This window comes from Lederbergia wuyishanensis (assembly GCF_022900255.1).
GTDB classification, from domain to species: Bacteria; Bacillota; Bacilli; order Bacillales; family Bacillaceae_C; genus Lederbergia; species Lederbergia wuyishanensis.
In genome coordinates, this window is record NZ_JALIRM010000017.1 from 59,406 (window position 1) to 73,397 (window position 13,992).

Sequence of the window (13,992 nt, forward strand, 5' to 3'; positions counted from 1 at the left end):
GTAGAGTAAAAAGAAAAAGGAAGTCCTAATATGCAAACACATATTTTAATCGTAGACGATGATCCTCATATTCGGGAATTGTTGAGGCTTTATTTACAGAAGGAGCGTTTTATAGTCGTGGAAGCTGCAGATGGAAATGAAGCCTCGAAATTGCTTGAAATAGAACAAATTAACTTAGCCATTGTGGATGTTATGATGCCTGGTAAAAATGGCTGGGAACTCTGTGAGGAAATCCGTAAATATTACGATATTCCAGTGATATTGCTTACAGCTAGAGGCGAAATGGAGGATAAGGCAAAAGGGTTTTTATCTGGTACCGATGATTACGTTGTAAAACCATTTGAACCGGAAGAACTCCTTTTCAGAGTTCGCGCCTTGCTTCGTAGATATCAAATGGTATCCGATAATATTATAACGATGAATAATACGGTGATTGATCGAAATAACTATGAAGTGAAAGTTAACGGTCGAAGCTTCATATTACCGCTTAAGGAATTTCAATTACTTGCACAGCTTGCGAGCGGGCCAGATCGGATGTATACGAGAGAACAACTTATACAGCTTGTGTGGGGAACTGATTTCGAAGGGGATAGTAGGACTGTCGATGTTCATATCAAAAGGCTGCGTGAGCGTTTTCGGGATATAACGGATGACTTCCAAATTGTTACAATTCGCGGGCTAGGCTATAAATTAGAGGTAAAAAGTGAATGAAGACTTTATACGTTAGAATCGTTTTAACTTTTATGATTGTCGCACTTGTTAGTGGGATCATTGCTTTTTTATTTTCGAATCTTTATTATCACGCGAAACTGAAGGAATATAATGAGGAAAAAATAAAAGAAATTGCAAATGAAATTGTAAATCTATATGAAGACTCGGACGGAATGGACATTCATGAATTTTTAACGAGTATAGCGAATATGAATTTTCAACTATATTTGGTCGATCAAAATATGGTTGGGCAGCAGTTCGGGGATCCATTTCGCAATTATGAAATAGATGAGTCTATCATTCGATCTGTGTTAGATGGACAAACGTACCAGGGGATAAGCGAATTTAAGAGCAGTCTTTTTGTTACAGGCTTTTTTAAAGATGACTTGAAAAATAGTATCGGTGTTCCAATAAAGGTTAGTGGTGTCACGGAAGCGTTATTTGTTCGTCCAAATGTGGAAAAGCAGTTTGGAGAAATGCGGATTATTTTTAGCTTAATTTTGGGATTAACGTTTTTCATTAGTATATTGTTGATTGTTGTTTTCGCAACTTTTCTCGTTCGACCAATTAAAAGATTAACGAAAGCGACGAGGAAAGTTGCAAGTGGAAATTATGATATTACACTTGATAGTCAACGTTCAGATGAAATCGGTGCATTGGCAAAGGACTTCGAGCGGATGGCAAAATCACTGCAAAAATTAGATGAAATGCGGCAAGAGTTCGTTTCGAATGTGTCACATGAAATCCAATCACCACTTACGTCTATACAAGGATTTACGAAAGCCATTCGCTCAAAAGTGGTGAGTGAGGAAGAAGCGGATCGTTACTTAGCGATTATCGAAAAAGAAACGAGCCGATTATCATCACTTAGTAAACAATTACTAATGCTTTCCTCTCTTGATAAAGAAGTGAAAGGTGTCAATAAGTCTTCATTTCGTCTTGATGAGCAAATTAGGGAAGTTGTATTGCTTACAGAATGGGAATGGAGTAAGAAAAATTTAAGGATAGAGCTAGACTTGCCAGAGCTTGTCATTAAAGCGGACAAGCAATTACTTTTTCAAGTATGGATGAACTTACTTACTAATAGTATTAAATTTACTGAAGAAGATGGTTCGATTTATATTAGTGCCGCTGTCGATGATGATATTATTGTTATCGTTCGTGACACTGGAATTGGATTATCAGAAGAAGAACTGCCACAAATATTTGACCGCTTTTATATGGGTGACAAATCGAGAAATCGAACAAAATCTGGCAGTGGTTTAGGTTTATCGGTAGTGAAAAAGGTTATTGATCTTCATGAAGGCTACATCAGCGTGACAAGTGAGATCGGAAGCGGCACAGAATTCACAATTAGATTGCCAAGATAACAATAAAAAACGAAAGACTTCATGATCGAAGTCTTTCGTTTTATAATATCTAAAACCTAAAGCTCACAACGAAGATAACAGCTAAAACTAATAATACAGAAACCAGCATCATCGTAATATACGTATTGATACTACCTGGATGAGTGATAACACTTCCTTCTTTTTCAAGTGCGTTTAACTTTTTCACGACTCTGCGCCCAAAGATACTAACAGCAATAATTGTAAAGAGGACGGTCACCCCGCCAATTCGTTCCATGAATTCTAAATAGAATGGCTTGGACGAATCTCCAAAATTCATTGAGATGATCATAAATATCCCACTGAGTAAAACGAAAAAGGCGCTTGGATGAACGAGAGTGTTCACAACTCTTGTCATTTTTTTTACGATTGTTGATAATTCCTTTGAGCCAAGATGTTTTTTCATCACGATCAATATTATGGCCACTGCCAAAAGGGATCCAACCCAAATCGAAATCCCTGCAAAGTGTAAGAATAACCAGTATTTAAACATTCATATTTCCCTCCTTAGTACGATTATATGAACCTAATATGAACAATAGATGAACGGGTGTTTACAGTTTGAAGGTGATAGAAGTGTAGGGTGCTTTTCTTATATAGAGAAGCTTTTAAATAATCGAGGAAGTTCTAACCTAATGTACTTCGAAATTAATTTATAAAGTTTTATCTCATTACGGAAAAAATTCAAATAATTATAGTAAACTATTGATAAGCATTGAAAACTTGCAAGGAGGGAAAGAGCTACATGTTAAGTAAATCAGTAATAGAAGATGTTATTTCCGCTGCATTATCAACTGGTGGCGATTTTGCTGAAGTGTTTGCGGAAGATCGTTTTTCAAATTCTTTGGTTCTTCAAGACGGTAAAATCGAAAAGAGTAATTCTGGAAGAGATGCTGGAGTCGGGATTCGTGTTTTTAATGGACTACAAAGTGTTTATGCGTATACGACCGACTTCACGAGAGAAGGACTTATTAAAGCAGCAAACAATGCAGCACATGCGATAAAGAGTGAAGTTAGGCATATTCCAGCTGCGCTTCAACAGGACACAATCACTCCATTACATAAAATCATTCAAATGCCACAATCGGTTGAAAATGCTCGTAAAGTAGCAATCATGAAAAAAACTTACGATATAGCAAAAAACTATCATGCTAGCATTGCACAAGCGACCGTTAGCCTACTCGATCATGAACAAAATGTTTTAATCGCCAATTCTGAAGGGAAATTCGTAGAAGATAAAAGGGTAAGAAGCCGTCTTGCCATTCAAGCCATCGCTTCTGATGGAACGCAAATGCAGCCAGGATTCTATGGGCCTGGAGCCTACAAAGGGTTTGAATTCTTTGAAGGGTTAGATTTTGAACACTATGCCGGAGAAGCGGCGCGTATTGCTGTTACGATGCTACATGCTGAAGAATGTCCTAGTGGAAAATTCCCAGTTATTATCGATAATGAATTTGGTGGAGTTATTTTTCATGAAGCTTGTGGACATGGGTTGGAAGCGACTTCTGTTGCTAAAAATAATTCAGTTTTTGCGAATCGAATTGGTGAGAAAGTGGCACCTGATATTGTCACATATATCGATGACGGAACACTTGCTAATGAGTGGGGTTCTCTTAATGTTGACGATGAAGGGGAAGAAACTCGTAAAAATGTCCTCATTGAAAATGGTGTTTTGAAAGGATATTTGATTGATAAATTCAACGGACGACGCATGGGAATGGAAGCTACAGGTTCCAGTCGACGTGAATCATACCGATTTAATCCAACTTCAAGAATGACAAACACTTTTATTGCACCTGGAAAATCTACTCCGGAAGAAATTATCGCTTCCACGGAGCGCGGCTTATACGCAAAATATATGGGCGGTGGCTCGGTAAATACCGCAACGGGTGATTATAACTTTGCCATTATGGAAGCTTATCTCGTGGAAAATGGAAAGATTGGTGCGCCTGTAAAAGGGGCAACATTAATCGGTAATGGGCCGAAAACTCTACAACTTGTTGATATGGTCGGCAATAATTTGGCACATGGAGCAGGAATGTGTGGTTCTGTAAGTGGAAGCCTTCCAGTCAATGTTGGCCAACCGATGATTCGTGTTAGCGAAATAACCGTTGGCGGAACGAAGGGGGAGTAAATCATGAAGATTGAAAAATTCCAGGAAATGCTGTTGGGGAATGGGCTTGCACATGGTTTTGAGGACATGGAAATTTATTATGAAAAATCAAAGCGCTTTGCTTGTGATGTATATAAAGGTGAACTTGATCACTATGAAACAGCCGAAGATGGTGGGTTATCCTTTAGAGGGATATACAATGGAAAAATGGGCTATGCCTATACGGAAAAATTCGACGAACAATCTATTTCTTTCTTACTTGAAAGAGCAAAAGCGAATGCTGAAGTGATTGAAGAAGAAGAACAGGACGATATTTTTGCAGGCAGTGATGAATATGAAGAAAAAGAATTTTATTCAGAGAGCCTAGATGAAGTTTCAATTCCTGAAAAAATTGTATTTTTAAAGGAAGTTGAACGTAAAGTATCCAACTATGATCCGCGAATCGCTTCTCTTAATTATTGTAAACTGATTGAGCAATCAAAGGAGAGGCTCCTCGCTAACAGTAAAGGTTTAGTGCTCCATGACCGCATGAATTATCTTGGCGTCGTATTGTCTGTAGTTGTAAAAGAGGCAGACGAAACGAAAAGTGGATTTAAGGTTAAGATTACGAGAGATTTTTCTAAGCTAAATGTAGATGAGATTGCGAAAGAAGCTGCTGAAGAAGCACTTTCCTATTTGGGGGAACAATCCATTCCAAGTAAAAAATACCCAATCATCCTACGCAAGGATGCAGCGGCATCCCTACTTGAAACGTTCGATTCTATCTTTTCAGCTGAAGTTGCTCAAAAAGGCCGTTCTCTATTAAAAGATAAGGTCGGAGAGAAAATTGCAGCTGATAATGTGACAATCGTTGATGATCCTTTCTACGAAGAAGGCTTTGCCAGCCGTAATTTCGATGGTGAGGGTGTTGCTTCAAAATTATGTACTGTTGTTGAAAACGGGACTTTAAATACGCTCCTTCATAATCGTAAAACAGCGAAAAAGGCTGGAGTGGAAACGACAGGGCATGCTTACAAATCTTCATATAAAGGGACACTCGTGATTGCTCCATCCAATTTTTATATTTCGCCAGGTGAAAAGACGTATGATGAATTGATTGAATCCCAAACTGAAGCGATCATCGTGACAAAACTGGCTGGCTTACATTCAGGTGCTGATACGGTTTCAGGTGATTTCTCAGTTGCCGCCAATGGTTTTTACGTGAAGGACGGAAAAGTTGAGACACCTGTTAAACAAATGACGATTGCCGGAAACTTTTTCGAGCTTCTTAAGGAAATCCAAGAAATTGGTTCAGATTTATATGTATCGTCTAGCGGAATTGGATCACCGTCCTTGTTGTTGAAGGGATTATCGGTGACGGTGGAATAAAGTTCCAACTGCATCCGATTTCGTCGACCAAAAAAGGATACAAAAACGTATTTGTTTTTGTATCCTTTTTTGATGTTAATTTAATATAGCAAAACCAATAAGATAAAGATTCCGATAGACAATTAAAGGAAGTTTGTATTAAATATCATTGGATGCTTTTGCTTCAATACCTGCTTTTTGATATTCGCGTGGGGAAATAGACATTATTTTTTTGAAGGTTCTACTAAAATAAGAAGTATCATAGAAACCTAAGTAGTCACTAATATAAGCAATATCCATATTCGAATTTACTAATAGATTACATGCTTCTAGAATTCGTAAATGATGTAGATATTGTATAGGGGATTGGCCAGTTACTTCCTTGAAAATAGCAATAGTATAATTCGGTGACTTTTGAATTAATTTTGCTAAATTGTTAATTTCTATGTTGTTTCTATAATGTTTCATAATATATTCCTGAATATCTTGAGCATACTTTAATTTCATAGGTGGAATTTCATTTTCTTCTTTTTCACGTGCAAGCATTCCGATGATTTCTTTCAAAATTCCCTGACATATAAAATCATTATACTTTTTGTTCCCTCTTAGATCGGTGTAAAGAAACTCAGCACGTTGTTTAAAATATTCAAAGTTTCGAGGTTTAACAATAAAGCATTGTCTTTGAAGTAGATAGGGAATATCTATTCTTTCCTCCTCAAGATGAAATAATATTGTATATTTTTGATGTGGTTTACCACTAAAATTTTCTCCGCTTCTTAATGAATACTTGGGAATATACATAATTTCCCCTTTTTCAAGTAATATTTCCTCATTATTTATATTGTAAAGAACCTTACCCTCTACTACTAGAACGATTACATGAAATGTAATTGTATCTTTGATCATTCCCCAATTATGAATCATATTATCGAAGTTTGCGGATTCAAATTCTAAAATAATGATCCCTTCTTCCATTTTAGAATATTTGCTAGGCTCTTATCTCAACCCTATAGCTATTTAATATAAATATTAATAAAGAGATATGTATTTAGACTTTGATGATCATTCAGTTCAAAAAAACTTTAATTTAACCTACCTTTTAAGTGCAAAAGCTGGCTTTTTGGCTATCAAATTCAACAAACTTCACGAAAACAACCTTTTAATAAAAAGAATACAAAACAGATTAATTAATGTAAAGATACAGATATTTCATACAATAAATTGTAGAATCGTACATTTACCTGAAAAATACTTTCAACTAACATGTTAAATATACCAAAACGATAGCGCTATCATTTTGAATCTTTGAAAATTAGTAAATTTAATATTTATCTTTTAAGGAGAGTTAGTAATGAAAGTATTACTTCTAGACTTGGATTCTACTAATCCAGGACATTTAAGTTGTTATGGTTACCATCGACAAACTTCACCTAATATTGATCGCATCGCAGCTGAAGGTGTCAGATTTAACAATTATTACACTTCTGATGCCCCTTGTTTTCCTTCTCGAACAGCCTTAATGACAGGCAAATTCGGAATACACAATGGTGTTGTCGGTCATGGTGGAACTGCTGCAGATGTTCGGCATGAGGGGGCAACAAGAGGGTTTCGCGACAAACTGGCAGATGAAAGCTTCCCCGCACTTTTTAGATCGATGAATATGAAAACAGCATTAATAAGCCCATTTGCTGAGAGACATTCCGCTTATACGTTTTATGCAGGATTTAACGAAATGTACAACACAGGTAAACACGGTGGAGAATCTGCAGAAGATGTTACCCCAACAGTATTAAAGTGGTTAGATCAGAATGCTAACGATGATAATTGGTTTCTCTATGTGAACTATTGGGACCCGCATACGCCTTATAGAGTACCTGAATCATATGGGAATCCTTTTGAAGGTGAACCATTGCCTGGATGGATCACAGATGAAGTCCTTGAAAAACAAAAAGAAAAAGTAGGACCACATAGTGTAAATGAAATTAATATGTTTGATAACAATACGTATCCAGAGTATCCCAGGTATCCTGGAGAAATTAAGAATCGTAATGATTTACGGAAAATGATAGACGGATATGATTGTGGAATTAAATATATGGATGAACATATCGGTTTAATTTTTGACCAATTAGAAAAACAAGGAATCATGGAAGAGGTTGTTATCATCATTACTGCCGATCATGGTGAAAACATGGGTGAATTAGACATTTATGGTGAACACGGGACTTGTGACCAAGGTACTTGCCGGATCCCAATGATTATTCGTTGGCCTGGACTTATAAAAGGCCATGTTGACAATGGATTACATTATCATCTCGACTTACTTCCAACTGTTGCTGAATTAGTTGGAAAGGATCCAAAACCAAGATGGGATGGGGAGAGTTATGCCAAGGTCATAACGCATGGAGAAGAGGAAGGAAGAGACTTTCTTGTTGTTTCACAATGCGCACATGTCTGCCAAAGAAGCGTGAGATTTGGAGATTGGTTGTATATCCGAACATATCATGATGGGTTCCATTTATTCAACAAGGAAATGCTATTCAATTTGAAAGATGATCCTTTTGAACAAAATGATGTAGCTAAAGAACATCCAGAAGTTTGTAAAGAGGCCGTATATTATCTAAATGATTGGCATGACCATATGATGAGTACAATGCCTTTTGATGTGGATCCACTATGGACCGTAATGAAAGAGGGCGGGCCACTTCACGCAAGAGGTCATTTGAAAAATTATATACAGCGGTTGGAGGAAACCGGCAGGGGGCATGCCGTACCAGAATTGATTAGACGCCATCCACAGGAATTCAAAGAGAGATAGGGAATTTCTAGACATTCTCTCAAAATATATGAAGAAGTATTCTTACTTTTAAAAAGTTAACGGGGGCTCGTTATGAAAAAGAAGACTTTATTATCAATCGTAATGGTTTGTATGATGATTTTATTGGTTGCCTGTTCCGGAGCAAAAGAAAAAACTGGTAGTAATCAACCTGAACTAGATCAAGAAGCCCTAGATAAGGTGAAAAAAACAGGTTTCCCAATCGTTGACGATGAAATCACTATAAAAATGTTTACTGCTAAATCCGCAACAAGCGCAAATGTGGATTGGAATGATTTATTAGTTTGGAATACGTATAGAGATTTGACAAATGTAAAAATTGATTGGGTAGAACAAGTTACAGGAGATAGTCTAAATGAAAAAAGAAATCTAGCTATTTCAGGTGGTAACTTGCCAGATGCTTTTTTTGCTTCAAGTCTATCTAACTTAGATTTATATAAATATGGTTCTCGGGGTTTATTCTTAGAACTGAATGATTTAATTGATGAGTATGCACCAAATTTAAAGAAAATTATGGAAGAGGATCCCAATGTAAAAAAAGGGATGGTATTCCCTGATGGTAAAATTTATTCAATGCCTGGTTTAAGGGATCCTAACTTCTTATCAATAAGAATTGGAGCACGTCCGTGGATCAATACAAATTATCTTGAAAAGTTAAAAATGGACGTTCCCGAAACAACTGAAGAATTTTATGAATTTCTAAAAGCGGTTAAAGGGCAGGATTTTGGAAATGGAGAAATTGTACCTTATGGTGGAGTCAATATTAATGACCTTGTTGGCTGGTTACGTGGAGCTTATGGGCTAGGTAATACTGGTGCAAGTGGACTTGTAGATAAGGATCCTAATGGAGATGGGTTACGATTTATTCCTACATCAGATGAGTATAAACAATTGCTTGAATATATTCATAAACTTTACTCAGAAAAGCTAATTGAGCAAAATATTTTCTCCATTGAATGGGCTCAATTCATGGCTAACGCATCGGAGGGTAAGTACGCCAGTACAATGTTTTATGATCCTCAAAGAACATATAGAGGAGTGGAAGCAGATAACTATACAAGTATGTCTGCATTAAAGGGACCAAATGGAGATCAATTTTATACAAACATTAGCTCTCCAATATTTAATAACGGACAATTTGTCATTACAAAAAACAACCCTAATCCTGCAGCTACGGTAAGGTGGATGGACTATTTTTATAGTGACGAAGGCGCAAAATTGATGTATATGGGTGTTGAAAATGAAACTTTTATAGAGGAAGACGGAAAATATAAATATGTTGATAAGATCGAAAACGGCGAACATAGAGAAACAGAAATATCTAAATATATTCCTTGGGTTGGAATTAACCCTCCAGGAATTGTAAAGGCAGAATACTTCAGTGGTTCCGAATCATCAGAGAAATCTCTAGAAGCTGCAGAGAAAATAGAGCCATATATTCCTAGTGAAATCTGGTCAACGTTTATATATACGGATGAGGAAAGTAAGTTTCTTTCTGCTTCTGGTGAAGATATTCAAAAGTACGTAAATGAAATGCGTGATAAGTTTATTTCAGGAGATGAATCTTTGGATAATTGGGATCATTATGTCAGTGAAATTGAAAAAATGGGGCTTGAAAAGTATATGGAAATTCAAAAAGCTGCCTATGATCGTTATCAAAGTCAATAGTAAAATCATTCTTAAAATCCAACAAACTACCTTCTTATTACTCTAGATAAGAAGGTAGTGCCATTAATGCATAGAAAAGATATCACCAATGAATGGAGGTTAATAAAGATGCAATTAAGTGAAAGAAAAGGAAAGGTTCTTGTCAGTACAAAAGAAGTAAACAAATTCCAAGGAGTAAAAAAGAACGTTAGAAAAAACTGGCAATTGTACCTATTTCTAATTCCATGTTTGATATACTTTATTATTTTTCACTATATCCCCATGTATGGAGTGCAAATAGCGTTTAAAGATTTCTATGCCGACCTTGGATTTTTTAATAGTCCGTGGGTTGGGTTCGAACATTTTGAACGTTTTTTTAATTCTTATTACTTCTGGAGAATATTAAAAAATACAATCATCCTGAATGTGTATAGTCTCTTATTATTTCCATTGCCGATAATTTTTGCATTAATGCTTAACGAATTAAAAGATGGGGTTTTTAAGAGATGGTCACAGACCCTTACATATGCTCCACACTTTATATCAGTTGTTGTGGTAGTCGGAATGTTAGTTGCCTTTTTGGATCCTACAACTGGAATTATCAATCTTACAATTGTCAAATTAGGAGGGGAGCCTATTCAATTTTTGACGAATAAAGATTGGTTCAGGCATTTATACGTGTGGTCGGGTCAATGGCAGTCTCTTGGCTGGGGGACTATCATTTATTTAGCAGCTTTATCAGGAGTTAATCCAGAACTTCATGAGTCTGCAACAGTAGATGGCGCAACTCGATTTCAACGAATACTTTTTATTAATATTCCCTCCATTGCACCTACAATCATCGTGCTATTTATTTTAAATATAGGAAGCTTCATGGCCATTGGATTTGAAAAAGTTCTACTCATGCAAAATTCACTTAACTCCGAGACGTCGGATATTATCCAGACATATGTGTATCAATCCGGTTTATTAGAAGGTCAATACAGTTTTGCTGCTGCAATAGGACTATTCGAATCAGCTATTAATATCGTTCTGCTAATAACAGTTAACAACATTGCTAGAAAAGTCAGTGAGAATAGCTTGTGGTAAAGGAGGGAGAATAATGAGAAATTTCTCTTTGTCGGATAGAACTTTTGATATTATTAACAAAATAGGTGTATTAATCATTACTATAATTATTATTTATCCGCTCATTTTTGTAATTAGTGCATCAATTAGTGATCCTGCAGCTGTCAGTACAGGAAAGATGTGGCTTTGGCCAGTAGATATTACCTTTGCTGGATTTAAAAAAGTATTTGAAAACTCAGCGATATGGACCGGATATCGTAATACAATCATATATACTCTAGTTGGAACAATCATTCACATTACTATATTATTACCCTGTGCCTATGCTTTATCGCGAAAAGAAATATTGGGTAAAAAGTTTATTTTATGGATCATTTTATTTACTATGCTTTTTAGTGGAGGCTTAATCCCTTCCTATCTCGTTGTCAAAACATTAGGCATGCTTGACACCATGTGGGCTATTGTTATACCTAATGTGGTGGGAGCCTGGTCCATTTTAGTAGCAAAGGCATTTTTTGAACAAAATATACCTGATCAATTAGTAGAAGCCTCCAAAATAGACGGCGCAACTGACTTTAAGATTTTCCTTAAGATAGTATTGCCGCTATCTTTACCAATTATTGCAGTAATGGCACTGTTTCATGCTGTAGGTTTATGGAATCAATATTTCAATTCATTGATTTATCTATCAGATAGTAGCAAATTTCCTTTGCAGTTAATTTTAAGGCAAATCTTAGTTTTAAATGAGATTGATGCTTCTGGGGCTGGAGGTGGAGGAGGCGCAATGTCTGATGCCTTTGTGGAACAAGTTAAAACAGCCTCCCTTATTAAATATGCAGTTATTATTGTATCGGCACTTCCCTTATTAATTGTGTATCCATTCCTCCAACGATTCTTTGTTAAAGGTGTTTTGATTGGATCTGTGAAGGAATAATCTTTAGTTTCATTTAACAAGTAAAGATACTATTAGAATCACTTTTTTAAAAAATAAGAAAGGATACGATTTCTCAATTGATTTCGTATCCTTTCTTACATTCAGCATGATAAATCACAAAATCATATTGCTTAACCTAGTTTTTGGTAACTCTCGCTAATTAAATATATTTTTTATTATAAGATTATTTTGTGATAAAATTTGGTTGGCGGTGCTCCTCTTCAATGTAAATGCAATAATTTCTCAAGTTGAGCACCTTGAACATGAAACAAATCCTAGGAACAGGCGCATCTTTGTTAACTAATATGCATAATAGGAAACTTCTATAAATGAAGGAATTGAACATAAAATGTACAAAGTATTGATCGTTGATGATGAAAAGTATATTAGAGACCGAATAACGCAATTTTTTCCGTGGGAAGATGTTGGCTTCGAAGTGATTGGAGCTGCTGAAAATGGAAAAGAAGCTTTAGAAATGGTGAAAGTGCATAAGCCTCATGCAGTATTAACAGATGTATTGATGCCTGAGATGACCGGAATAGAGCTAGCAAAGGAAATAGAGTCATTATATCCAGAGACAAGAGTAATTGTCCTTAGTGCATATGATGATTTTAAATATGCTCAAGAAGCCATACAATATGGGGTTAAAGGTTATCTATTGAAACCTTTAAGCAAAAACGATTTTTTAGATACATTTAACAAATTAAAAGAAGAGTTAAATAGAGAAATAGAAATTAGTGAAATCAATATACAGAAAAGTGAACTGATAACTGAAGAGTTATTTGTCCTTGAATTGATTAATGGAAGCAAATTTGAAAAGGGCTTTAATAAAGAGGTTCTAACAGGAGATTGTAGAGTTGTTATTTTTCCTCTAGATAAGTTTTTTAGGGAACATTCAATATACTCATATAGACAGATTATTTCTGAGCAATCTGCTGTATTTTGGAAGGGTTTTAATTCTCCTTTTTTATTTTATGGTAATAGTATTATCGTCATTTTAAATGGTGAACTGGCTTCATCAAAAAAGAATGTGGAGCTCATTCTTAAAAAGTTTATAAGTTTATTAAGTCAGTGTTTGAAAGAAGTATGCGATGCAAAAGATACTTTTGTAGCAGGTGTTGGCAGTGTGGCAATGGATATAGATCAAATCAAAAGGTCATATAATGAGGCTATTTATGCTTATAGTTATAAGTATTTTTATGATCATGATTCTATTGTTTTTTATGAGGAGTTACCAGCAAACTATATCCATGAAGTCTATCAAAAAAATCAATCTCCAACGTTAACTCCTCCTAATAGTATAGAAACAAGATTAATGGAAGCAATCTTATTAAGAGAGGTTAAAGACATTACGTTAATAATGGATGAATATTTTGAAGACTTAAAGCAGAAGATGGGTCTGAAGATTGCAGATGTTCGGGGAGCATGTACCGAACTAGTCATAGTTTTGATGTTTCATCTTAAAGAAAAAGGCTACGAACCATACTCTATAGAATTGCAAAAAGTGTTGGAAAATATATATATGATTGAGTCCTTCAGTGAATTGAAAAATTGGTTAAAAACTATCCTTGAAACCATTTCACTTGAAATCATGGATCCAAACGCCTATAAAGGAAATCATTACGTCCTAAAGGCTAAAGAGTACGTAAACACTCATTATAAAGATAAAATTACTCTGTTGGAAATGTCTCACATACTATTTCTTCACCCCTCCTATTTTAGTGCCATTTTTAAAGAAGAAACTGGACAAAACTTTATTGATTATGTGAATGAAGTGAGAGTAGAAAAGGCCGCAGATCTCTTACGAAATGATGAATATAGGATAAAAGATATTACTCACATAGTTGGTTTCCAAAGCGATTCTTACTTTAATAGAGTGTTTAAAAAGATCAAAAAAGTATCCCCATTACAATATAAAAAGAAGTTCAGTCGTTAATTAAAGTGGAGG

At 35.5% G+C, this 13,992-nt stretch carries 11 protein-coding genes; 9 read left to right on the forward strand and 2 right to left on the reverse strand.

Annotated elements, in window-relative coordinates; genetic code table 11:
- The first annotated feature begins 30 nt into the window (after nt 1-30).
- Together MT489_RS20410 and MT489_RS20415 are read left to right on the forward strand one after the other, a co-directional pair.
- A complete protein-coding gene (locus MT489_RS20410) occupies nt 31-711 on the forward strand; it encodes a response regulator transcription factor (protein WP_244683402.1) in 681 nt (226 codons plus the stop codon).
- Nucleotides 708-2,081, forward strand: coding sequence for a sensor histidine kinase (locus MT489_RS20415; protein ID WP_244683403.1), 1,374 nt, complete (start codon nt 708-710; stop codon nt 2,079-2,081). Before MT489_RS20410 ends, MT489_RS20415 begins: the two co-directional genes overlap by 4 nt.
- Before the next feature lie 49 nt (nt 2,082-2,130).
- Here MT489_RS20415 and MT489_RS20420 read toward each other — a convergent pair whose 3' ends face one another.
- Nucleotides 2,131-2,592: a hypothetical protein gene (locus MT489_RS20420; protein ID WP_244683404.1), complete on the reverse strand. Its 462-nt coding sequence runs from the start codon at nt 2,590-2,592 to the stop codon at nt 2,131-2,133.
- 252 nt (nt 2,593-2,844) lie between these two features.
- On the opposite strand from MT489_RS20420, the gene MT489_RS20425 reads away from it, so the two are divergent.
- Together MT489_RS20425 and MT489_RS20430 are read left to right on the forward strand one after the other, a co-directional pair.
- Nucleotides 2,845-4,233 (forward strand): TldD/PmbA family protein, encoded by a 1,389-nt coding sequence (locus tag MT489_RS20425; RefSeq protein ID WP_244683405.1) that lies wholly within the window; start codon nt 2,845-2,847, stop codon nt 4,231-4,233.
- A 3-nt stretch (nt 4,234-4,236) separates the two neighbouring features.
- Nucleotides 4,237-5,580: a TldD/PmbA family protein gene (locus MT489_RS20430; protein ID WP_244683406.1), complete on the forward strand. Its 1,344-nt coding sequence runs from the start codon at nt 4,237-4,239 to the stop codon at nt 5,578-5,580.
- A 138-nt stretch (nt 5,581-5,718) separates the two neighbouring features.
- Here MT489_RS20430 and MT489_RS20435 read toward each other — a convergent pair whose 3' ends face one another.
- The gene (locus tag MT489_RS20435) at nt 5,719-6,534 is read right to left on the reverse strand and encodes an AraC family transcriptional regulator (RefSeq protein WP_244683407.1); all 816 of its coding nucleotides are present in this window, start codon (nt 6,532-6,534) and stop codon (nt 5,719-5,721) included.
- A 376-nt stretch (nt 6,535-6,910) separates the two neighbouring features.
- On the opposite strand from MT489_RS20435, the gene MT489_RS20440 reads away from it, so the two are divergent.
- The 5 genes from MT489_RS20440 (at nt 6,911) to MT489_RS20460 (ending at nt 13,980) form a co-directional block, all read left to right on the forward strand.
- A complete protein-coding gene (locus MT489_RS20440; RefSeq protein WP_244683408.1) occupies nt 6,911-8,377 on the forward strand; it encodes a sulfatase family protein in 1,467 nt (488 codons plus the stop codon).
- Between the two features lie 72 nt (nt 8,378-8,449).
- Nucleotides 8,450-10,063, forward strand: a complete 1,614-nt coding sequence (locus MT489_RS20445) for an extracellular solute-binding protein (protein WP_244683409.1) — start codon at nt 8,450-8,452, stop codon at nt 10,061-10,063.
- Between the two features lie 108 nt (nt 10,064-10,171).
- Nucleotides 10,172-11,131 carry an ABC transporter permease gene (locus tag MT489_RS20450; protein ID WP_244683410.1) on the forward strand — a complete coding sequence of 320 codons (960 nt, stop codon included), beginning with the start codon at nt 10,172-10,174 and terminating at the stop codon, nt 11,129-11,131.
- 13 nt (nt 11,132-11,144) lie between these two features.
- A complete protein-coding gene (locus MT489_RS20455) occupies nt 11,145-12,044 on the forward strand; it encodes a carbohydrate ABC transporter permease (protein WP_244683411.1) in 900 nt (299 codons plus the stop codon).
- A 349-nt stretch (nt 12,045-12,393) separates the two neighbouring features.
- A complete protein-coding gene (locus tag MT489_RS20460) occupies nt 12,394-13,980 on the forward strand; it encodes a response regulator (protein ID WP_244683412.1) in 1,587 nt (528 codons plus the stop codon).
- The last annotated feature ends 12 nt before the right edge of the window (nt 13,981-13,992 follow it).

Excerpts from the sequence above, each read along its gene's own strand:
- MT489_RS20455 (WP_244683411.1), top strand. The coding sequence starts at position 11,145 with ATGAGAAATTTCTCTTTGTCGGATAGAACTTTTGATATTATTAACAAA.
- MT489_RS20460 (WP_244683412.1), top strand. The coding sequence starts at position 12,394 with ATGTACAAAGTATTGATCGTTGATGATGAAAAGTATATTAGAGACCGA.
- MT489_RS20445 (WP_244683409.1), top strand. The coding sequence starts at position 8,450 with ATGAAAAAGAAGACTTTATTATCAATCGTAATGGTTTGTATGATGATT.
- MT489_RS20410 (WP_244683402.1), top strand. The coding sequence starts at position 31 with ATGCAAACACATATTTTAATCGTAGACGATGATCCTCATATTCGGGAA.
- MT489_RS20440 (WP_244683408.1), top strand. The coding sequence starts at position 6,911 with ATGAAAGTATTACTTCTAGACTTGGATTCTACTAATCCAGGACATTTA.
- MT489_RS20450 (WP_244683410.1), top strand. The coding sequence starts at position 10,172 with ATGCAATTAAGTGAAAGAAAAGGAAAGGTTCTTGTCAGTACAAAAGAA.
- MT489_RS20425 (WP_244683405.1), top strand. The coding sequence starts at position 2,845 with ATGTTAAGTAAATCAGTAATAGAAGATGTTATTTCCGCTGCATTATCA.
- MT489_RS20435 (WP_244683407.1), bottom strand. The coding sequence starts at position 6,534 with ATGGAAGAAGGGATCATTATTTTAGAATTTGAATCCGCAAACTTCGAT.
- MT489_RS20430 (WP_244683406.1), top strand. The coding sequence starts at position 4,237 with ATGAAGATTGAAAAATTCCAGGAAATGCTGTTGGGGAATGGGCTTGCA.
- MT489_RS20415 (WP_244683403.1), top strand. The coding sequence starts at position 708 with ATGAAGACTTTATACGTTAGAATCGTTTTAACTTTTATGATTGTCGCA.
- MT489_RS20420 (WP_244683404.1), bottom strand. The coding sequence starts at position 2,592 with ATGTTTAAATACTGGTTATTCTTACACTTTGCAGGGATTTCGATTTGG.